At 64.5% G+C, this 20,811-nt stretch carries 15 protein-coding genes and 1 other RNA gene; 5 read left to right on the top strand and 11 right to left on the bottom strand.

The annotated features are described in order from the left end of the window. Position 1 precedes the first annotated feature (1 nt). From ACU8YE_RS02610 to ACU8YE_RS02590, 5 genes are all read right to left on the bottom strand, one after another. A complete protein-coding gene (locus ACU8YE_RS02610; protein ID WP_343618705.1) occupies positions 2 to 793 on the bottom strand; it encodes an ABC transporter permease in 792 nt (263 codons plus the stop codon). A 23-nt stretch (positions 794 to 816) separates the two neighbouring features. Continuing rightward, entirely contained in the window at positions 817 to 1,629 is an 813-nt protein-coding gene (locus ACU8YE_RS02605; protein ID WP_316868809.1) for an ABC transporter ATP-binding protein, read from the bottom strand. A gap of 64 nt (positions 1,630 to 1,693) precedes the next feature. Next, complete coding sequence (locus ACU8YE_RS02600) at positions 1,694 to 2,743, bottom strand: ABC transporter substrate-binding protein (RefSeq protein WP_440818259.1); 1,050 nt, start codon at positions 2,741 to 2,743, stop codon at positions 1,694 to 1,696. Between the two features lie 89 nt (positions 2,744 to 2,832). Beyond that, the gene (locus ACU8YE_RS02595; protein ID WP_433866858.1) at positions 2,833 to 4,041 is read right to left on the bottom strand and encodes a CoA transferase; all 1,209 of its coding nucleotides are present in this window, start codon (positions 4,039 to 4,041) and stop codon (positions 2,833 to 2,835) included. Positions 4,042 to 4,061: 20 nt separating this feature from the next. After that, complete coding sequence (locus ACU8YE_RS02590; protein ID WP_446928039.1) at positions 4,062 to 4,976, bottom strand: LysR substrate-binding domain-containing protein; 915 nt, start codon at positions 4,974 to 4,976, stop codon at positions 4,062 to 4,064. A gap of 233 nt (positions 4,977 to 5,209) precedes the next feature. On the opposite strand from ACU8YE_RS02590, the gene ACU8YE_RS02585 reads away from it, so the two are divergent. Continuing rightward, complete coding sequence (locus tag ACU8YE_RS02585) at positions 5,210 to 6,499, top strand: carbohydrate porin (RefSeq protein ID WP_446928038.1); 1,290 nt, start codon at positions 5,210 to 5,212, stop codon at positions 6,497 to 6,499. A gap of 17 nt (positions 6,500 to 6,516) precedes the next feature. Here ACU8YE_RS02585 and recR read toward each other — a convergent pair whose 3' ends face one another. The 4 genes from recR to ACU8YE_RS02565 all read right to left on the bottom strand — a co-directional run bounded on the left by recR (position 6,517) and on the right by ACU8YE_RS02565 (position 10,058). After that, positions 6,517 to 7,137 (bottom strand): recombination mediator RecR, encoded by a 621-nt coding sequence (recR, locus tag ACU8YE_RS02580; RefSeq protein ID WP_260802659.1) that lies wholly within the window; start codon positions 7,135 to 7,137, stop codon positions 6,517 to 6,519. Then, the gene (locus ACU8YE_RS02575) at positions 7,137 to 7,436 is read right to left on the bottom strand and encodes an antibiotic biosynthesis monooxygenase family protein (protein ID WP_260802660.1); all 300 of its coding nucleotides are present in this window, start codon (positions 7,434 to 7,436) and stop codon (positions 7,137 to 7,139) included. Before ACU8YE_RS02575 ends, recR begins: the two co-directional genes overlap by 1 nt. Before the next feature lie 23 nt (positions 7,437 to 7,459). Next, positions 7,460 to 7,807, bottom strand: a complete 348-nt coding sequence (locus ACU8YE_RS02570) for a YbaB/EbfC family nucleoid-associated protein (RefSeq protein WP_024975986.1) — start codon at positions 7,805 to 7,807, stop codon at positions 7,460 to 7,462. 85 nt (positions 7,808 to 7,892) lie between these two features. After that, the gene (locus ACU8YE_RS02565; RefSeq protein ID WP_433866853.1) at positions 7,893 to 10,058 is read right to left on the bottom strand and encodes a DNA polymerase III subunit gamma/tau; all 2,166 of its coding nucleotides are present in this window, start codon (positions 10,056 to 10,058) and stop codon (positions 7,893 to 7,895) included. Between the two features lie 126 nt (positions 10,059 to 10,184). Here ACU8YE_RS02565 and ffs point away from each other — a divergent pair. Next, positions 10,185 to 10,283: signal recognition particle sRNA small type (ffs, locus tag ACU8YE_RS02560), an RNA gene on the top strand. A gap of 54 nt (positions 10,284 to 10,337) precedes the next feature. Here the strand turns inward: ffs and ACU8YE_RS02555 are convergent. Together ACU8YE_RS02555 and ACU8YE_RS02550 are read right to left on the bottom strand one after the other, a co-directional pair. Further along, positions 10,338 to 13,859: a UvrD-helicase domain-containing protein gene (locus tag ACU8YE_RS02555; RefSeq protein ID WP_446928037.1), complete on the bottom strand. Its 3,522-nt coding sequence runs from the start codon at positions 13,857 to 13,859 to the stop codon at positions 10,338 to 10,340. Next, the gene (locus ACU8YE_RS02550; RefSeq protein ID WP_446928036.1) at positions 13,856 to 16,699 is read right to left on the bottom strand and encodes a PD-(D/E)XK nuclease family protein; all 2,844 of its coding nucleotides are present in this window, start codon (positions 16,697 to 16,699) and stop codon (positions 13,856 to 13,858) included. The genes ACU8YE_RS02555 and ACU8YE_RS02550 overlap by 4 nt, the downstream gene beginning before the upstream one ends. A 211-nt stretch (positions 16,700 to 16,910) precedes the next feature. Here ACU8YE_RS02550 and trxA point away from each other — a divergent pair, with 211 nt between their 5' ends. From trxA to ACU8YE_RS02535, 3 genes are all read left to right on the top strand, one after another. Next, positions 16,911 to 17,237, top strand: coding sequence for a thioredoxin TrxA (gene trxA / locus ACU8YE_RS02545; protein ID WP_004626253.1), 327 nt, complete (start codon positions 16,911 to 16,913; stop codon positions 17,235 to 17,237). Between the two features lie 189 nt (positions 17,238 to 17,426). After that, the gene (gene rho, locus ACU8YE_RS02540; protein ID WP_004626250.1) at positions 17,427 to 18,689 is read left to right on the top strand and encodes a transcription termination factor Rho; all 1,263 of its coding nucleotides are present in this window, start codon (positions 17,427 to 17,429) and stop codon (positions 18,687 to 18,689) included. A gap of 267 nt (positions 18,690 to 18,956) precedes the next feature. Next, the gene (locus ACU8YE_RS02535; protein WP_232042488.1) at positions 18,957 to 20,330 is read left to right on the top strand and encodes a sigma-54 dependent transcriptional regulator; all 1,374 of its coding nucleotides are present in this window, start codon (positions 18,957 to 18,959) and stop codon (positions 20,328 to 20,330) included. The last annotated feature ends 481 nt before the right edge of the window (positions 20,331 to 20,811 follow it).

The following is a 20,811-nucleotide window of genomic DNA, read 5'->3' as shown; positions in this document are numbered from 1 at the left end:
CTCAGAGCTTTTCTGTCTCGCCGGTCTTCGGCTGCCAGCGCATCAAGCGCTTTTCCATCAAGCCGACCAGCCAGTCGAGCACCAGCGCAAAGACCGTCAGCACGACGATGCCCGCAAACACGGTGTTGATGTCGAACGTACCTTCGGCCTGGAGGATCAGGTAACCGACACCGCGTGCGGAGCCGAGATACTCCCCCACCACCGCGCCCACGAAGGCCAGGCCCACCGACGTATGCAGGGACGAGAACACCCAGCTCGTCGCGCTCGGCAGGTAGACAAAGCGCAGCAGTTGCCGCTGCGATGCGCCCAGCATGCGCGCATTGGCCAGCACGACCGGGCTCACTTCCTTCACGCCCTGATAGACGTTGAAGAAGACGATGAAGAACACCAGCGTTACCGCCAGCGCGACCTTTGACCAGATCCCCAGCCCGAACCACACGCCAAAGATTGGCGCCAGGATCACGCGCGGCATCGAGTTGGCCGCCTTGATGTACGGATCAAGCACCGCCGATGCGGCCGGGCTCAGCGCCAGCCACAGCCCCGCACCCAGGCCAGTGGCCGTGCCGATCGCAAATGCCAGCACCGTCTCGGCCAATGTCACGCCAAGGTGCTGATAGATGTCGCCTTCAGAAACGAACCACGCCCAGATGCGCTGGGCAACGATGAGCGGTTCTCCGAAGAAGAACGCGACTTCCTGCGAGCGCGTGGCGAAGTGCCACACGCCCAACGTGACGACCAGCAGGCCAAGCTGCCAGGTGCGCAGCGCGAATAGAGAAAGCGGACGGTTAGCCATGGATGCAATCGATCAGATTCAGTTCAAGCCACGCGGCGGTGCTGCGCATAGCCCTTGAGCACTTCTTCGCGCAGCACATCCCAGATGCGCGAATGCAGGTCGACAAAGCCGGCCTGGTCGCGAATCTCGGCCACATCGCGCGGGCGCGGCAGGTCGATCGTGAATTCGCCGATCGGGTGGGTGCCGGGGCCGGCGGCCAGCACGACCACGCGGTCGCTCATGGCAATGGCTTCGTCCAGATCGTGCGTGATGAACAGCACCGCCTTGCGCTTGGCGGCCCAGAGATCGAGCACCTCGTTTTCCATCAGCTGGCGCGTCTGAATGTCGAGCGCGGAAAACGGCTCGTCCATAAGAATGATGTCTGGGTCGAGCACTAGCGTTTGCGCCAGGCTCACGCGCTTGCGCATGCCGCCGGAAAGCTGATGCGGATATCGGTCTTCAAACCCAGCCAAACCCACGCGCGCGAGCCAAGACATGGCGAGATCACGCGCATCCTTGTCGGGCATGGCCCGAAACTGCAGCCCGGCCGTCACGTTGTCGAGCGCGCTGCGCCATGGCATCAACGCCTCTGCCTGAAACATGTAGCCGGCGCGACGATTGATGCCGACCAGCGGCTCGCCAAACACCCGGACCTGCCCGGAAGACGGCTGCAACAGGCCCGCCGCCAGATTCAGCAAGGTGGATTTGCCGCAGCCGGTCGGGCCCACCACGGAGACGAACTCGCCAGCCTGCACCTCCAGCGAGGTGTTTTGGACGGCGGTGTAACGCTGGCCCGGCGTGTCGGGTGAAATGAACGTACAGGTGATCTGATCGAACGAAAGCGCGGGATGGGACATGGTCTGCGGTCCAAAAGCAATACGCCCGGGCGGAGCCGGGCGCGTTGCTGAAAGCCTGTCGGAATTATTTGTACTTGGCGTTGGCCTTCTGCACGAAGGCATTGGTGAAGGTCTGGTCTAGCTTGATCTGCTTACCCTTCACTTCCGCATCAAACTCCGACAGCGTGCGCAGTGCCGTGGCGGGGCCGTCGGTGGGCATCGTGCCATCCGGTGAGATGGCCTGGCGCACCTTGTCCCACGCTGCCAGATACAGCGCGCGATCGCCCAGCAGATAGGCTTCCGGCACCGTCTTGACGATGTCCGACGGGCCCGCCTTCTGCAGCCACTTGAGTGCGCGCACCATGGCGTTGGTCATCGCCTGCGTCGTGTTCGGATTCTTCTGGATGAACGCCGTGGATGCATACAGGCAGCCGGCCGGCATGTTGCCGCCGAAGACCGCTTTGGTATCGGCCAGCGTACGGGTATCCGAGACGACGCGCACTTCGTTCTTCTGCGTGAGCATCGACATCACGGGGTCCAGGTTGGCCAGGGCGTCGATCTGGCCGGCACGCACGGCGGCAATCGCGCCGCTGCTCGGGCCCACGCCGATGATCGACACTTCGTTCGGCTTGATGCCGGCGCGCGCCAGCACGTAGTTGACCATGATGTTGGTCGATGAACCCGGAGCCGTCACGCCGATCTTCTTGCCTTTCAAATCGGCAATCGACTTGTAGTTGGGCATCGTCTTGTTATTGACCGCCAGCACGATCTGCGGGGCACGCCCTTGCAACACGAACTCCTGGTACATCTGGCCCTTGGCCTGCAGCACCAGCGTGTGCTCATACGCGCCGCTCACCACGTCGGCGCTGCCGCCCACCACCGCCTGCAGCGCTTTCGCACCGCCGGCAAAGTCGACGATTTCAACGTCCAGGCCTTCGTCCTTGAAGTAGCCCAGGCGCTCGGCAATCGTCAGCGGCAAGTAGTAGAACAGCGCCTTGCCGCCCACTGCGATGGTGACCTTGCTCTTTTCAGGCTTGCCCTGTGCCAGAACGGTGGGGCTGGCAGCCACCAGGCTCGTCGCACACAGTGCTGCGCCCACCCATTTTGCCCAGCGCCCAATGACTCGTGTCCCCATGTCTGTCTCCCGTTTTGCGGCGTTCACTGCCTCGGCGGCGATATTACCGCAACGATTTGCAACACAACATGCGGGATCGTCCTAGCTGTTCAGCTTTTGGCTTCGGCAATGATGCCTTGCGAAGCCAGCGCGTCGATCTGCGCGTCGGTCAGGCCGTGGTCGCGCAGTACGTCCCGCGTGTGCTGGCCCAGGCGCGGCGCGCTCGCCTGCACCGCCCCCGGCGTGGCGGAAAGCTTGGGCACCACGCCTGGCATCTCCACATCAATGCCCGACTGCGCGCGCACCGTTTCGATGACACCGCGCGCGCGGTAGTGAGGGTCTGCGGCAATGTCGGCGACGGTGTAGATCGGGCCGCTGGGCACTTCGGCCGCATGCAGCGCGGCCAGTACATCGGCGATGGGCAGCGTGCCCGTCCAGGCGTTGATAGCGGCATCGATTTCTTCCGCCCGGGCGGCGCGGCCGTCGTTACGCGCCAAATCGGGATCGTCGGCCAGATCTTGCCGGCCCATCTGCTGCATCAGGCGGCGGAAGATGTTGTCGCCGTTGGCGGCAATCAGAACGTACTCGCCGCCGGCGCACCGGTAGGCGTTCGATGGCGCAATGCCCGGCAGCGCCCCGCCCGCCGGCTGGCGGATTGCCCCGAACACCGAGTATTCGGGCAGCAGGCTCTCCGTCAGGTTGAACACGGATTCATACAGCGCCACGTCGATCACCTGCCCCTTGCCGCCGCGCGCGTCGCGTTCGTACAAAGCCAACAACACGCCCAGCGCGCCATGCAGGCCGGCGATCGTATCGCCAAGTGACAGCCCCGCACGTGCAGGCGGCCGCCCCGGCTCACCGGTCAGATAGCGCAGGCCGGCCATGGCTTCGGCAATGGCGGCAAAGCCCGGCTCGTCGCGTTTGGGGCCCGTCTGGCCATAGCCAGACACGCGCAGCATGATCAGTTTCGGATTGACGGCGGAAAGCGCCTCGTACGACAGCCCCCACTTTTCCATCGTGCCGGGGCGGAAATTCTCGATCAGGACATCGGCTTCGGCGGCCAGCTTGCGTACGACTTCCTGCCCCTCCGGCACACGCAGGTCCACACAAACCGACTGCTTGTTGCGCGACTGCGCTTCCCACCAGACTGACGTGCCCTCATGCAGCATCCGCCATTTGCGCAGCGGATCGCCCTGCCCCGGCGGCTCGATCTTGATGACCTGCGCGCCAAAGTCGGCGAGCGTCTTGGCTGCAAACGGCCCGGCAATCAGTTGCCCGAGTTCGAGCACGCGGATGTCCTGCAAAACCTGTGTCGGCATGGTTGTAGAAAACGTTGAATTCAAAATGCAGCGGGGTTGCCAAGCAGATGCGTCATCAGCAGGCGCGCAGAGCTGGTCAGGGCATCGGGGTCGCGCACGCCCACCAACAGGCGGCGATGCGCCCATTCGTCTTGCAGTGCCACGAGGGCCAGACCGGCGCCCGGCAGGCTCGATACATGCCCCTGCGCCGCAATGCGCGGCAACACGCCCACGCCCAGACCGGAGGCCACCATGCGGCAGACGGCTTCAAAGCTGCGCACCTGGATACGCAAACGCAGCGGCTTGCCCAGGCGGACACTTTCGTCGACCAGTTGCGCGGCCAGCGACGTGCCCGGCGGCAGGCTGACGAAGTCGAAATCCACGGCGTCAGCGAAATGGACGTGCTTGCGCCCGGCCAATGGATGCCCGCGCGGTGTCACCAACGCGAGATCGTCCTCGCGGTAATCGAACGATTGCAGCCCGTCGCAGGGTGTACCGGCCGCGAAGATGCCAAGGTCTGCCCGGTTCTCCCGCAGCGCGGCAACGATATCGCCGCTGTCCTGCTCTTCCAGCGCGATGCGGATGGCCGGATTGGCCAGCATGAAGGCGGCCAGGTCATCTGCCAGGAATTGCGTAATCGACGACGTGTTGGCCCACACGCGCACCAGCCCGCGGGTGCCCGCGGCAAAGTCCGACAGTGCGCCGGCCATACGCTCGACGTCCTGCAGGATGCCCACAGCATGGCGGAAGCACGCCTGGCCGGCCTCGGTCAGTTCCACGCCGGCGGCATGGCGATACAGCAACGGCGCGCCCACGGCCGCTTCCAGATCGGAAATGCGCTTGCTTGCCGCGGCCACGGCCAAGTGCGACTGGCGCGCCCCAGCCGAAATGCTGCCCAGCCGGGCCACCGCCACAAACAGGCCGAGGGTGACGAGATCGAAGCGGGCGAGATTCATTGTGGAAAGCTGAAGGTGGGAAATACACAACATCGGATGTGACATCGGGGCACGTTCCGTGCGTGTTTCATCCGACCGTCACCCGCCCACGTTTAACATGGCGGACTTTTGCCGTTCCCGGATCCGAAAAAGGGATTCTAACGGCGTTCTCCTTGCTTGCCGCCATGCCGCTTCCGTTCCGTCTTGCCCGCTTGACCGCCCTGTGCGCCCTATCCTTGAGCGCCGGGCATGCCTTGGCAGCCGAAAGCAGCACAGGCGACACCGCCAGTTGGGCGATCAACGATCCCGACCGCTTTGCCGTGCATGGCCAGGCCACCTACGTGTGGCAGCACGACCTGTCGTTCCACTCGCCGTACAGCGGGCCGAACAGCCTGTCAGGCAAATCCACCACCAGCTATTCGGTCACGACCACGCTTGATCTGGGCATGCGCCTGTGGCAAGGCGCTGAAGTGCACTTCAATCCGGAAATGGCGTTCGGCCAGCCCTTCTCGGGTCTGCATGGCCTGGCCGGATTCACCAATGGTGAGTTGGCCAAGACCGCCGGGCCGAACCCGACGCTCTACCGCGCACGCGCCTTCTTCCGCCAGACGGTCGGCCTGGGTGGCGGCACTGAAGAGAGGGAAGCCGAGATGAACCAGTTTGCCGGCCAAGTCGACAAGCGTCGCCTTGTCTTCACAGCCGGCAATTTTTCGGTGCTGGACGTGTTCGACAGCGTGACCTACGCGCACGATCCGCGCACGCAATTCCTGAACTGGTCGTTCCTCACGCACGGCGCGTTCGACTACGCTGCTGATGCACGCGGCTACACCTGGGGTGCCGCCCTGGAGTATTACGACGGCGACTGGGCCTATCGCATCGGCCGCTTCATCCAGCCGGAAGAATCCAACGGCCTGCCGCTCGACACGCGCATCGGCCGCCACTACGGCGACGTGTTTGAAGTCGAGCGGAGCCACACGCTCGCGGGCCAGCCGGGCAAGCTGCGCGTGATGCTCTTCAGAAATAGGACCGACATGGCCCGCTACGACGATGCCCTCGCCCTCGGCCAGTCGACGGGCAGCGCGCCGGACATCAGCCTGGCGCGACGCGACAACACCAAGGTCGGCGTCGGTATTGGCGGCGAACAGCAGATCAACGATGACATTGGCGTCTTCGCACGTGCATCCTGGGCGGACGGCAAGACGGAAACCTACGCCTTTACGGAGATCGATCGCTCCGTGTCGTTCGGCACGCTGGTCAAGGGCAGCCAGTGGGGCCGCTCGGATGACACGGTCGGGCTCGCGGCGGTTATCAACATGTTGTCGCCGGATCACCGTCGCTACCTGCAGCAAGGCGGCCTGGGGGTATTCCTGGGAGACGGCAAGCTGAACTATGCGCCCGAGCAGATCGTCGAGGCGTTCTATAGCTTCCAGGCGACCAAGCACCTGTGGATCAGTGCCGACGCGCAATGGATTCGCAATCCCGGCTACAACGCGGATCGCGGTCCTGCGGTATTTTTCGGTACGCGCCTGCATACCGAATTCTGAGATTCAGGTGCGCCGGTTCAGAGCTGGCGCCGATCCAGCACCGCGCGGGCAATGGTGCCCGCGTCCACGTATTCCAGCTCACCGCCCACCGGCACACCACGCGCCAGACGCGTCGCCTTGATACCGCGCGCCTTCAACATCTCGCCAATGTAGTGGGCGGTCGCCTCACCCTCGCTGGTGAAGTTGGTGGCAAGGATGACCTCGGAGCAGGGCCCGCCCAGCGCAGGGTCAGTGGCGCGGGCCAGCAAGCGTTCGAGGTGGATCTCTTTTGGGCCGATGTTGTCCAGCGGCGAGAGCCGCCCCATCAGCACGAAGTATTGGCCCCGATAAGTCAGCGTCTGCTCGATCATCATCTGATCGGCGGGCGTTTCCACCACGCACAGCACCGACGCATCGCGGCGCGTGTCCAGGCAGGTCTCGCAGATTTCCTGCTCGGTAAAGGTATTGCAGCGGCTGCAGTGCTGGATCGATTCCGTCGCCTCCGACAGCGCCTGCGCCAGTTGCGCGGCGCCCTCGCGGTCATGTTGCATGAGGTGATACGCCATCCGCTGGGCAGACTTGGGGCCCACGCCCGGCAGCACGCGCAAGGCTTCAACCAGCATCTGCAGCGCCGATGGCGTGCCTGGAGCGTTACGCATCACACGTGCTCCAGAACCGTCGTGTGGTGCAGCACTTCCGGCATCGGGTCATAGAAATGATGCAGCAGCGCGCGCCACCGCTGGTACTCGGGCGACTGACGAAAGCCGATGGTATGGTCTTCCAGCGTCTGCCACTGCACCAACAGCAGGTAATCGCTGGTCTTCTCCACGCAGCGCGACAGTGAAAGCGAAACGAAGCCCCGCATCGCACCGATGATGTGGCGAGCCTCGCCGAAGGCCGCCTCGAAGGCAGCTTCCTGGCCGGGCCTGACGTGCAGCAGCGCGGATTCCAGCACCATGGCGCGATCCTGATCAGCGTCGTTTAGAACGGCAGCTTGAAGCCGGGCGGCAGCATGCTCGCCATGCCGCCCAAACCGGAGGTGAGCGAGCCCATCTTCTCTTGCGCAGTGGCCTCGGCCTTGCGCACGGCGTCATTGAACGCAGCGGCGATGAGGTCTTCCAGCAGATCCTTGTCTTCGCCTTCGGCCAGCAGGCTCGGGTCGATCGACACACGCTTCACGTCGTTCTTGCAGGTCATCACCACCTTCACGAGGCCGGCACCGGACACGCCTTCCACCTCGATCAACGCAAGCTGCTCCTGGGCCTTCTTCATGTTTTCCTGCATCTGCTGGGCTTGCTTCATCAGCCCCGCGATCTGGCCTTTCATCATGGTCGTTGCTCCTTGAAATGGGTCGTGAAGGGCGCGCCGCTCAGGTTGGCGCGCTGGTATTCAATGTTCAGTCTTGGAATGCGATTCAGTGCGCGTGCGGTTGGATCGAACCGGGAACGACCTGCGCGGCAAAGTCACGAACCAGCGCCTGCACAAACGGGTTGGCGGCGATGGCGTCTTCGGCATTGCGTTGGCGCTCGGCGCGCTGTTCGGCATCGACAGCCGCCGCGGTGGCGCGTGCAGGCCCGATATCGCACGCCACGCGAACGGGCGTGCCGAAGTGTTCCGTCAGTGCTGCCTCCAGGCGCTCGACGACGTTGGCGTCAGTCAGCGGAGGCAACGGTACACGCAGGCGCATCGTGACGCCTTCTACGGCAGCCAACTCGCTCTGGTAGGCCAGTTGCTGTGCCAGACCGCGGATCGGCAGGCTCGCTGCCAGTGCCGGCCAATTGCCGTCGAACGTGGTAAGACCGCTGGCGCTCAGATCAGGCGGCGTCGCTGCGGCTACCGGCTCCGGGGCGACCGCCTTAGCCGGCGCAGGCGCAGCTGCCGGCGCTTCGATCGGTGCAGGACGACGTGCCGCCGGCTCAGACGCTCCGGGGCGCACGTTGGAAGCGGAATCCCAGCCGGCAAACGCGGCGTCCATCTCTTCAAGCGACGGCGAAGCAAACTCGCCCGGCATTTCATCCCAGGGCGGCGGGCCGTCATCGGTGGGCGCGGCAACTGCAACCGGCTTTTCACGGCGCTGCGGTGCGGATGCCGGCGCAGCAGCCGGATTCGGACGTGGACCTGCAGCGGATGCAGAGGCAGGCGCGACAGGCGCGGGCGCCGCTACCGGCGTAGCGACAGGTGCAGAAGCTCCGCCGCGGCCACGACTCGACGCCTGACGCGCAGCGGCCAAGGCTTCCATCGCCGGCGAGCGACGCGCTGGCGCCGCAGCCGGCGTATCTGCAACCGCCGCAACGGGCGCAGGTGCCGTCGGAGTTGCTTGGTAAGTCGCACGCGGCGCCTCGACCACCTGCTCCGGACGCACCGCCACGGGCGCAATCGCCGGGGCCGCAGAGCGCGTCGATGCGGTCGGGGTTGCTGCCAGCGGCATCGCCCGCTTCCCGCCACCACCGCCCGAAGGCGGCGGCGCGTCCCCACCCGACTGTCCGGGCTGGAACGCCAGCATGCGCAGCAGCGTCATCGTGAAGCCGGCGTATTCATCCGGCGCAAGCGCCAGTTCGTTCCGGCCCAGGTTGGCAAACTGGTAGAACAGTTGCACCGACTGCGCATCGAAGCGCTCGGCAAGGCGGCGCACATCGTCGGCCTCGGGCCAGTCGTCCTGCACGGCAGCAGGCACGACCTGCGCCAGCGCAATCTTCTGCAACAGGGATGCAAGATCCTGCAGCGCGCCCGAGAAGCTCAGACTGCGCCCGGCCATCTCGTCAGCGATCTCGACAAGCGCCGCGCCATTCTCATCGGCCAGCGCATCGAGCAAACGCACGAGGTAACTCTGGTCGATCGCACCAAGCATGCCGCGCACGGCAGCTTCACTCACCTCGCCAGCGCTGTACGCAATGGCCTGATCGGTGAGCGACAGCGCATCGCGCATCGAACCCTGGGCAGCGGCCGCCAGCAGACGCAACGCATTCGGCTCGTGGGCGATGCCCTCTTCGCCAAGGATGCGGTCCAGGTGAGACACGATGTGCCCCGGCGGCATCTGCTTGAGGTTGAACTGCAGGCAGCGCGACAGCACCGTCACCGGAATCTTCTGCGGATCGGTGGTCGCGAGGATGAACTTGACGTGCTCGGGCGGCTCTTCCAGCGTCTTCAGCATCGCGTTGAAGGCGTGGTTGGTCAGCATGTGCACTTCGTCGATCATGTAGACCTTGAAGCGGCCGCTGGTTGGCGCGTAGACCGCGCGGTCCAGCAGCTGCGCCATCTCGTCGACGCCGCGGTTGGAGGCGGCATCCATCTCGATGTAATCGACAAAGCGCCCGGCATCGATCTCGGTACAGGCGCGGCACACGCCGCACGGCTGCGCGGTGATGCCGCCCTGCCCGTCTGCGCCGACGCAATTGAGCGATTTGGCAAGGATGCGCGACAGCGTCGTCTTGCCGACACCGCGCGTACCCGTGAACAGGTATGCGTGGTGCAGGCGCTGCTGTTCGAGCGCATGCGTGAGCGCTTTCACCACGTGTTCCTGACCGACCAGCGTGGTGAAATCGCGAGGGCGCCACTTGCGGGCGAGCACTTGATAACTCATGCGGCGGATTGTAGCAAAGCGAGGTGGATTTCCGACGCGGCTTCGGAGGGGTCAACCGCCATGCGCGCCGAGCGAATTGCAAGGATATTCAGGTGGGGACGTGGGAGTCGGTTACAATGCCGGTCGGACGGGCCTCCTCGCATGGTGGCGCGGTCAACCTGGTCAGGTCGGGAACGAAGCAGCCACAGCCGTTTTCCGCCAGTGCCGAGGGTCAGGCTCGTCCCCCTTTTCTTTTGCCCGTCCGCATCACCCTCCCCTTTTCTGTTTGTGCCGCCCGCGTCAGAACAACGCGCCTTGGCTGTCGTCGTGTGACGTCTGCACCGGCTTGGGCAACGCGTCCAGGTCGATCCACTCCCCCTGCGCGGTCGCCACGCCTGCGCGCACGGTGCGCCCCGGATACATCGGCGCGACGGCGGCCACATAGCCGCGCAACTGATCCGCATAGGCGGCACGTTCAACGGGCAGCAAGCGCAGTTTGTAGTCGACCACGAGGACGTCTTTGCCACGTTCGATCAGGCGATCGATGCGCAACAGCGCGCCGTCTGGGCCGAAGAGTTCGATCTCGTTATGTGCGGCATCGAAGCGCGCGGGGTCGAAAACGTGCGCGAGCGCCTCGGCTGAAAGCATCCGGCGCACGGCATCGGCGGCGCGCGTGGCGTCGGTTTGCGTGACGCCGGTGGCACCGAACCAGCGCGCGATTGTCTCTGCGTCGGGCGCCTGTTCAGGCAAGCCCCGGCGCGTCAGGCGCTCGAGCACGGCATGCAGCAGTTCGCCCTGCGCGACGGCGCCTTGGTCAAAGACGATATCGGCAGGCCCCTCTGCGGATGCGCCGACTGCACCGACACGCACCGTCACCGTAAGCGGCGCGCGGAAGTCGTGGTAAGAGACCGCCTCCGCCCCTGCCGCATTGCCCGCCGAATCTGCTAGGCCATCTAGCATCGGCGCAGGTGACGCCACGCCTGCCGTGGCGAGCAGCGTGTACCAGCTCGCCGTGCCGTCCACCTCGGGCGCATCACCTTCATCGACTGATTGGGCCGCTGTGACATCGCGCTTGTTCGCCACACCGGAAACGATCAGCGCTTGCCGCGCACGCGTCATCGCCACGTAGAGCAGGTTCCAGTTCTCGCGCTCGGCAAGCTCGTTTTCTTGCTTGAAGAGAGACTCGCGCGCGAGACCGCGCTCGGACGTTTTTCCAAACGCAGAAAAATGCACAGGCGCCTGCGCCCCGGGCGGCCAATCAATCAAGATGCCGGCCGTATCGACACGCGCGTCGCTGTGGTGGCTGTCGAGCAGCACGACGAACGGCGCCTCGAGCCCCTTGGAGGCATGTACGGTCAGGATCTGTACGGCGTCAAGTCCTTCGCTGGCAACTTCGGCATCAATGGCGTCCGGCGCTTCCGTGTCGCCCTGCATGCCTTCGTCAGGGCTTTCGTCCTCGTCACCCTGGCGGATGGCGCGCAGTTCGGCCATGAACTTCGGCAGGCTCGGATAGCGGCCGCCATCCAGATCGAGCGCGAGCTTCAAAAATGCATCCAGGTTGGCAAGCACCTGATCGCGGTTTGCGGCCGGTGCGCGCTCTGCATAGCGGCGCTTGAGTTCGCCCGTGTAGACGATGTGATCGAGCAGATCGTGCACGGGCAGCGTGGGCGCCACTGCCAGCCAGCGCGACAGCATGCGATGCGCGTAGCGCAAGGTGTCCGCCGCATCAGGCTGGGCGGCCAGCGCGATCAGGCGCTCCCACCACGTCAATGCGACCGTGCTTTCGCCAACCCGCGCCAGTGCGATGAGGTGGTCGTCGGTGGCGGCGAAGATGGGGCTGCGCAGCACATGCGCGAGCGACAAATCGGCCTGCGGCGTCATCAGGAAATCAAGCAGCGCGCACAGATCAAGCGCTTCGAGTGTCGCCAGCAGACCGCCACGGCGCGGGCTCAGATATGGCACGCCGGCGTCGCGCAGCGCGCGTTCGTAATCGGCGAGATAGCGTTTGCGGCGGACGAGCAGCTGGAAATCGCTCCAGCGCACGGGGCGCTCGACGCCACCCTCGCGAATGCGCTCGTTAGCGTGCAATGCGCGCAGGCAAGCGGCCACTTGGCGGCCCTCTTCATAGCGCTGCGAATCGCCGGCCTCCTCACGCGGCTCGGTGAGCGTATCGCGGGGGGCGGCTTCGTCAGCCTGTTCGGCTTCGGACACGGGCACCAGTGGCAATAGCAGCGCCTGCCCGATGGGTGCATCCACGGCAGTGCTTTGCTCGGCGTAGATGGGATAGTCACCGCGCGCCCGCGCTTGCAGGAACACGGCATTGACCCACTCCAGCACGGCCGGCGCATTGCGACGCGTGCGGTTGGTGCGCAGCACGGTCGCGTTGAATTCTGCGACCAGCATTTCACGCGCAGCATCGAACAATCGCGCATCCGCGCGGCGGAAACGGTAGATCGATTGCTTTGGATCGCCCACCAGAAACACGCTCGGCTGCGTGCCGGTGCCGGCATAACCGGCCAGCCAGCCCTGCAGGATGCGCCACTGCATCGGGTTCGTATCCTGAAACTCGTCGAGCAGCAGATGTTTGTAGCGCGCGTCGAGCCGCACCTGGAGGTAGGCGGCGGTATCGTCTTGCTGCATCAGGCGCGCGGCTTCCCATTCGAGATCGGTGAAGTCCATCGCGCGCGCCTGGCGCTTGTAGGCCTGATAGCGTTCGATGAGTGCATCGCCCAGCGCAAACAATACTGCGTTGACGGCGCGCACGCGGGCTTCCTGGCGGCGGGCCTGGATGGTGGTCAGCGCTTCGCAGAGCGTGGTGTGCAAGGTCACCAGCGTTTGTGCGTGCTCGTCGCCAACGGCTTTGATGAGCGCCTTGGTCGGCTTGCACGCGCGCGCCTTGCCGGCTTGCGTATGGAAGGCGGCGAAGAGCGCATCAAATGCTTGCGCACGAGCGGCCTCATCCGACACATCGGTTCCGCGCGCTGCGGTGACCGCCGATTCGATGGTGACCGCGCGCTTGCCCTCGGCCGCACCGCCCTGCCCAAGCCAGCCGGACGCGCGCAGCATGTCGGCCAACAACGCCGCATCCTGCAGCGCTTCGATCAACGGATCGACCGTCGCATCGTCGCCAAGCAGTGCGTCCAATGCATCCAGCGGACGCCCCGCCGCCTGGGCCTTGTACGCCCACCAATCGCTGCGCTGATGGAACATTGCATCGAGCAGGCGACCGGCCTGGAAATCGCCGACCAGATCGGCAAGCGCTTCATACGCGGCGCGCAAGTCAGCCTGATCGTCGGCCAGCAAGCCGCGCCAGAAAGGCGCCCAAGCTTCACGCCGCAGCCGCCCGGCATCTTCACGCAACGATGCGCCCTGCTGCACGCCAGACGACAATGGCGCCCCGCGCAGCAGCGAACCGAACCAGCCGTGGAACGTGTCGATCGCCATGCGCGACGGCGATTCCAGCACGCGGGCATACAACCCACGCGCGGTTTCAATCAGCGCGGGCGCATCGCGCTCATCCACCGTGCGCGCGATCAGCTCGCGCACGACGCCTTCATCGTCAGCGCTGGCCAGTTGCGCGAGGATATCGAGCAAACGCTGGCGCATCTCTTCGGCCGCCTTGCGCGTGAACGTGATGGCGAGAATGTCCGATGGTGCCGCACCCGCCAGCAGCAGGCGCAGCATGCGCGTGACCAGCAACCACGTCTTGCCGCTGCCCGCGCACGCTTCAACCACAACGGAGCCCTGCGGGTCGCACGCGGCGCGCGAGAAGGCCTCGGGCGAGACCGCTGCGCCATCGCGTTCGTAAGCGTGATCGCTCATGCCGTGCCCTCCGGCTCACGCGGTGCGCCGTCTGTCCAATACCCCTTGCGGCACAGGCCACGCGCCGCGCAGTAGCGGCACGCCGATTCATCACCGAAGGCCGGCAGCGGCGCACCGGCTGCAAGGGCCGTCATGTCCTTTTGCATCTGTTCGATCAACCAGTCGACGACTTGCGTAAAGTCGGGCAATGCAACGTCGCGCTTGTCCCCGCGTGCCTCGCCGTCCAACGAAACCCAGCCGCCGGAGTCTGCGCGCGCATCGAGCACGCCGTAAAACGGCAGCTGGCAATCCTCAAACGGCGACTTGGCGCGACGCACCAGCACCATTTGCGATTGCGTCTTGTAATCGAGCACCGCCACGCCGTGTTCGGCGTGCACGTCGATGCGGTCGATTCGGCCGCGCAAGCGCAGCGGGCGCTCGTCCGGCAACGTGATGGACGTATCGGCATCGACCTCGCCCGCCTCAAAGCGCCAGCCGTCAGCCTCGCGCGCGGCCTGCCACGCCAAGTACGACGACATCACCCCGAGCCAGCGCCGATAGAAACGCAGCGCGTTGCCATCCTCGGCCAACAGCGGGCCGAACAGTTCATCGGTGATGCTTAGCAGCAAGCCCTGACGATCCGCCGGATCGTGCATTGGCACTTCCAGCAACTGCCGGTGAAAACGATGCAGGATCGCATGCAGGATCTCGCCAATGTCGCGCTTCTCCAGCTCGTCGGACACCTCTTCCAGCTCGCCCAGACGAAGCATGCGACCGACGAAAAACTGGTATGGGCAACGGCGCAGGCTGTTGTAAGCGGCCGCACTCAGCGTGGACGGCACCAGAGACGGAGCGGCGGGCGCGGGCATGTCGGTGGGCTGGCTCGTGGTCTGCAGACTGGGCAACGTGACCGACGTATCGATCCGAACGCCGCTCACCGCCAACCGGCGCTGCAAGCGTTCGAGCCATCCCGAAAGGCGATGCGGCTCGCCGCGTCCGCCATGGCGTTGCCAGGTCAACACCACCTCGGGCTGGTTGAGCAGCACTTCGGCCAGGTCGCGCGCCTGCTGCGCAAAGCGCTGGGCCCGGTCGGGCAAACCGAGTTCGCGTCGCACGTCGTTGGAGAAGAACAGCCACTCCGGCTGCGCCGACGGCAATTGCGCATCGTCACAACCCACCACCACGACGCCATCGAAGCGCCGCATGCGCGCGCCGTTCAGCGGCAGGATGACAACACGCCGATCCGCAGGGGGTGAAGGCTCGCTGAAGACCGCAGATTCGAGCAGCATCGACAGCAACGCACGCCACTCGGTGAGCGAGAACCGCGCGCCCGCATCGGTGCTGCCATGTATGGAAGTCCGCAGGCGGTCAATCCAGTCCAGCAACTGGCGGCCTGCATCGTCGTTCTGCAAACCGGTGCGCATATGCAGACGATCGAGCGTGCCTGCCAGCAGCGTTACCCATGCGTCGAGCGTGGCGCTGCCGGCGCGGCGCCACAGGGCCGCCTCATCAGCCAGCACGCCGAGGCGATCGGCCAGGCGGCTGACCTTTGCTTCGCCATCGGCTTCATTGGTGGAGCGATCGGCCACCAGTCGGCGCAACCGCCCCCAGCCACCCGAAACGTTATGCCGGCGCACGCGACGCTCCAGTTCCGCAACCCATGCGGGCGTGGCAACACCTGCGTCGGCATCGCGCAAACAGAACGGACTTTTGATGAAATCGAGCAGCGCAGCGGTATCGCCATCGCCCTGCACCACGTCGACCCAGCGCATCAGTGCCGCAGCAGCGCGCGTCGTGGAAAGCTTCCAGCCAGTCTCATCGCGCACCGGCACGTTCACCCGGGCCAGCAACGCGCGAACACGCCGCGCGACGATGCGATCCTGCGCCACCAACGCCAGCGAGCGGCGTCCGGCGTTCAACCAGTCGACCAGCGTATGCGCGGCGAAGGCCGCCTCGTCCTCAAAGCGGGCGGCACCCGCAATGCGCAGGATTGGCGCCGGAATCTGCGCGTCGCCAGCATCGTCCGCCGCCTGGGCGGGCGTGGCGCATTCGGGCCAGGCATGCAGCAGCAGATCGCGGAAATCCGCGTGTGTGGCGGGCGCCGCAGACGCGCCGGTTTCAGGGGCATTCCAGTCATAGCCGATGTTGAGCACAGGCACGCGCTCGGCGGCGCGCTGCAGGAAATCCAGATCAACTGCCTCGGGATCGGTCGGGCTCATCCACACGATCGGCCCGTCCAGTTCGTCCAGCAGGCGCCGCATGGCCCGCAGGCGCATTGGAATCGGGTCCGCCGCGCCCGAAAGCAACCGCCAGAACGTCAGCACGATGCGCGATTCGGTACCGAGGAAACGCTCGGACAATTGTGCGTAGATACGCTCCAACGCCTCCGCCAATGCCGACTCCAGCTCGTCGGAACGCCCATCGGCGCCACTGTGCGCGGCATCCAGCGTCAGCCAACGTTGCGACAACTCATCCGACACCGTCACAAGCACCTGCGCCACGCCCCACAGGGCGGCATCGTCCTGTGCGCCAAGCGCTTCACGCAGCCATGCCTGCGTCTTGAGGGCCTGCTGCACGGCGAGCAGTCGCGACAGCGGCGTGCGCGCAACCGGCACACCCGCTTCGGGTGGCAAATCGAGCAGCCAGTGCCCCAGCGTCAGAATGCGAGGGAGCAAGCGCGGCGTGCCGGCTGCTTGCGCACTGGCGTGCAGGGCACTGCGCACCCCAGGAATCTGCGCGGCTGTCGGCACAACAACCGTGGCGGCACGCGAGGATTGGGCATGCACATCCAGAAAGCGCCATGCAGCGTCGGCGGCATGGGAAAGGAATGCTGGGCCAGGCGCGAAGGCAAGCGTCTGCATGCGAGGGAATATGGCGATATACCGGGAAACGTGCGGCTATCGGCCTGATAGCCACAATCAACGATTGAATCGGTTGAAAATGAGGGCGTCGGTACTATATCAGCAGCATCCGCGCCGACAGTGGTCTCAATACACGCCGGTTCGTGTAATCGTGTAATGTATGGGTTCGGCGCACGTCGCCAGCTATTACGAAATAACAGAGGTTCCCGCCATGAGCGAACAGATCAAGTATGTGAGCGACGCGTCCTTCGAGGCAGACGTGCTCAAGTCCGACAAACCCGTGCTGGTCGATTTCTGGGCCGAATGGTGCGGCCCCTGCAAAATGATCGCCCCGATCCTGGACGAAGTTTCCAAGGACTACGGCGAGAAGGTGCAGATCGCCAAGATCAACGTCGATGAAAACCAAGGCGTGCCGGCCAAGTTCGGTATTCGCGGCATCCCGACGCTGATTCTGTTCAAGAATGGAGCTGTGGCCGCGCAAAAGGTGGGCGCACTGTCCAAGTCGCAGCTGACCGCATTCCTGGACAGCCACCTGTAAGCCCTTTTTCGGCTGCGGGCGACCCTTCGCGTTGCCCCTCGCCCACGCTGGCGCACTTCCGCCTGGAAGCTCGCCAGCGTTGTGCTAAGATTGCAGCCAATCTGTTTCTCCGAGCGTTCGCTCGACCTTTCCCCCTCCCCCCGTTTCTCGTTTCGCCGCCCGTTCGGGCCCTTCCCTCATCTTTCGTCTATGCATCTGACAGAACTGAAATCCTTGCACGTGTCCCAATTGCTGGAAATGGCGGGGCAGCTGGAGATCGATAACGCCCAACGCATGCGCAAACAGGAGTTGATGTTTGCCATCCTGAAAAAGAAGGCGAAACAGGGGGAAACGATTTTCGGTGACGGCACGCTTGAAGTGCTGCCCGATGGCTTCGGTTTTCTGCGCTCGCCGGAAACCTCGTATCTGGCCAGCACCGACGACATCTATATCAGCCCGTCGCAGATCCGCCGATTCAATCTGCACACCGGTGACACGATCGAAGGTGAAGTCCGCACGCCCAAGGATGGCGAGCGCTACTTTGCGCTGGTGAAGGTCGACAAGGTCAACACGCAGCCTCCTGAGGCGGTCAAGAACCGCATCATGTTCGAGAACCTGACGCCGCTGCACCCGAACAAGCCGCTCACGCTCGAACGCGATATCAAGGCCGAAGAAAACATCACCGGCCGCATCATCGACATGATCGCCCCGATCGGCCGCGGCCAACGCGCGCTGCTGGTGGCAAGCCCGAAGTCCGGCAAGACCGTGATGCTGCAGCACATTGCGCACGCCATCGCGACCAACCATCCGGAAGCCGAGCTGTTCGTGCTGCTGATCGACGAGCGCCCGGAAGAAGTGACCGAAATGCAGCGTACCGTGCGCGGCGAAGTGGTGGCCTCGACGTTTGACGAGCCTGCCGTTCGTCACGTGCAAGTGGCCGAAATGGTCATCGAAAAGGCCAAGCGCCTGGTCGAACTGAAGAAGGACGTGGTGATCGTGCTGGACTCGATCACGCGTCTGGCCCGCGCCTACAACACCGTGGTGCCGACCTCGGGCAAGGTGCTGACCGGCGGTGTCGACGCCAATGCGCTGCAGCGGCCGAAGCGTTTCTTCGGTGCGGCACGTAACCTGGAAGAAGGTGGTTCGCTCACCATCATCGGCACGGCGCTGATCGAAACCGGCAGCCGCATGGATGACGTGATCTACGAAGAATTCAAGGGCACCGGCAACATGGAAGTGCACCTGGAACGCCGCTTGGCCGAGAAGCGCGTCTACCCCGCCATCAATTTGAACAAGTCGGGCACGCGCCGCGAAGAGCTGCTGATCAAACCAGACATTCTGCAGAAGGTGTGGATTCTGCGTAAGTTCATCCACGACATGGATGAGGTCGAGGCGATGGAATTCCTTCTCGACAAACTCAAGACGACAAAGAACAACGCCGAGTTCTTCGACATGATGCGACGCGGCGGCTGAATCTCCTGTCCGCATAGCGAAAAGCGCACCCATTGTGGTGCGCTTTTTTATTGCTGCGTCAACCGCCTGTTTTTCCAGCGGATTTCCTCGTCATAGCTGTGAAATTCGCTAGTTCGTTTGCATTACAGCGCGGGCGCGCAAGCGTTTGCCACCATCGTCCTTAAACGTCATCGCAAAAGAGAAACTCGGCAACCATACTGCAAGCCTGCCCTGGCCGAGCCGCCTCGGCAAAGAACGAACCACACCAAGAATCGAACGGGGGAAACCATGCGCGAAGAGTCGCTGGAATGTACTGCTGCGTGCCGAACCGTCGTAGTGGCGTCGCGCGCAGGGATGGGGGAGATCGACGAGACGATTCTGGGTGCAGAGTGGCACGTGCGGCGCGTAACGTCGATGCGTGAACTGGGTTGCGCCATTCGCGACGGCGTTCCCATGGCCGGGTTGGTCGATTTCAGCAGCGCGTTCTCCGCTGCGGAGTTGGATTTGCTCGAGCGCTGCATGCAGGTCTCGCATGTAGGCTGGGTGGCCGCCCTACCGCCCGCCATGCTGAACCACGAACGCGTGCGCCAACTCGTGCGCGACTACTGCGTGGACTACGTGCAGATGCCGCTGCGTATGGATGAGGCCGCGTATTCGCTGCGTCACGCCTGGGGCATGGCCTCGCTCGCACAAGAAGTCACGCCGGCGCCCAAGGCGAATCACGCTCGCATGCTGGGCGAGTGCCCCGCCATGCACAGCCTGTTCCGCGCCATCCGCAAGGTCGCGCAGAACAGTGCGCCAGCCTTCATTGCGGGCGAGTCGGGCACCGGCAAAGAGCTGACAGCGCAGGCCATTCACGAAGCGTCCTCGCGCGCGGGCGGGCCGTTCATCGCCATCAACTGCGGAGCGATTCCGCCGCACCTGATCCAGTCCGAATTGTTCGGCTACGAAAAAGGCGCATTTACCGGCGCGCATCAACGTCATATCGGCTGGGTCGAGCATGCCAATGGCGGCACGCTATTCCTCGATGAAATCGGCGACCTGCCGCTCGAGAGCCAAGTCAGCCTGCTGCGGTTCCTGCAGCAAGGCACGATCACGCGGCTGGGCGGGCACCAGGCGATCCCGCTGGACATCCGCATCATCTCGGCGACACACGTGGATCTGGAGGCAGCCCAACACCACGGCGGATTCCGCACCGACCTGTTCCATCGACTGTGCGTGCTGACCCTGTCGGTGCCGCCGCTGCGCGAGCGCGGCAGCGACATCGTGCTGCTGGCCGAACACATCCTGGCCCAGCACGCGAGCGAAGCCTCGCACCGCATCCGCGGGTTCACGCCCTGCGCGTTGCACGCGATGATGCATTACCCGTGGCCGGGCAACGTACGCGAACTCATCAACCGCGTGCGCCGCGCGCTGGTGATGACCGACAACCGCAAGATCTCCGCCGCTGACCTGCATCTCGAAGGCTACGCATCCGTGTCGGGCCAGACGCTGGAAGAAGCGCGCGAAGGCGCCGAGTCGGACGCCATCCGTACGGCCATCGCGCGCAACGGCTTCCACATGGGCATGACGGCGCGCGAATTGGCGGTGTCCCGAGTCACGCTGTACCGGCTGATGCAAAAGCACGGCATTCGCGCAGAGCATCCTCTGCATACGGCCTGAGCGTCGTCCGTCTCATCGGTTTCATGCGATCGGGGGCGTAGCGTTAGCGCTGCGCTCCTGAGGGGCATTGAGGGCAAGAACAAAAAATGACCGACCTGGCACTGCCTGCTTCCCCCAACCGGATTCATCCAGCATTTGGTTCAGTGCATTCAATTCAGTTGCCGGCAACGGAGTCAATCGGCGGTGCCAGCGCCGCAAACGCGGCCAGGTTGGTTTGCATCGGGATCTAGCTCCAGGATGGCTATTAAGAAAAGAGTGCCCGCCGGGGGACGGAGCACGAAACCGTTGAAGAGCCGCTACGCCGGCCTCTTCGGCGCACGTTGCGAAAGCGCCACATTTTGGTGCGCCCAAGGCTGCGCAACCAACGACAACCTTTGCCAAGAGACTGTTGCGGCGCCGGCAATCTGACACGGTAAGCGGCACATACCGCAAAGCACCCCACTTCCGGGGGGATTGCGAAAGCCCCTTCGCCGTTGGATTG

This window comes from Ralstonia sp. VS2407 (assembly GCF_052950655.1).
This window is presented reverse-complemented; position numbering and strand designations above follow the sequence as displayed.

Coding starts and splice junctions, on each gene's coding strand:
- ACU8YE_RS02575 (WP_260802660.1), bottom strand. CDS start 7,436: ATGGTGCTGGAATCCGCGCTGCTGCACGTCAGGCCCGGCCAGGAAGCT.
- ACU8YE_RS02550 (WP_446928036.1), bottom strand. CDS start 16,699: ATGCAGACGCTTGCCTTCGCGCCTGGCCCAGCATTCCTTTCCCATGCC.
- ACU8YE_RS02570 (WP_024975986.1), bottom strand. CDS start 7,807: ATGATGAAAGGCCAGATCGCGGGGCTGATGAAGCAAGCCCAGCAGATG.
- ACU8YE_RS02605 (WP_316868809.1), bottom strand. CDS start 1,629: ATGTCCCATCCCGCGCTTTCGTTCGATCAGATCACCTGTACGTTCATT.
- ACU8YE_RS02595 (WP_433866858.1), bottom strand. CDS start 4,041: ATGCCGACACAGGTTTTGCAGGACATCCGCGTGCTCGAACTCGGGCAA.
- trxA (WP_004626253.1), top strand. CDS start 16,911: ATGAGCGAACAGATCAAGTATGTGAGCGACGCGTCCTTCGAGGCAGAC.
- ACU8YE_RS02600 (WP_440818259.1), bottom strand. CDS start 2,743: ATGGGGACACGAGTCATTGGGCGCTGGGCAAAATGGGTGGGCGCAGCA.
- ACU8YE_RS02535 (WP_232042488.1), top strand. CDS start 18,957: ATGCGCGAAGAGTCGCTGGAATGTACTGCTGCGTGCCGAACCGTCGTA.
- ACU8YE_RS02590 (WP_446928039.1), bottom strand. CDS start 4,976: ATGAATCTCGCCCGCTTCGATCTCGTCACCCTCGGCCTGTTTGTGGCG.
- ACU8YE_RS02555 (WP_446928037.1), bottom strand. CDS start 13,859: ATGAGCGATCACGCTTACGAACGCGATGGCGCAGCGGTCTCGCCCGAG.
- recR (WP_260802659.1), bottom strand. CDS start 7,137: ATGCGTAACGCTCCAGGCACGCCATCGGCGCTGCAGATGCTGGTTGAA.
- ACU8YE_RS02610 (WP_343618705.1), bottom strand. CDS start 793: ATGGCTAACCGTCCGCTTTCTCTATTCGCGCTGCGCACCTGGCAGCTT.
- rho (WP_004626250.1), top strand. CDS start 17,427: ATGCATCTGACAGAACTGAAATCCTTGCACGTGTCCCAATTGCTGGAA.
- ACU8YE_RS02565 (WP_433866853.1), bottom strand. CDS start 10,058: ATGAGTTATCAAGTGCTCGCCCGCAAGTGGCGCCCTCGCGATTTCACC.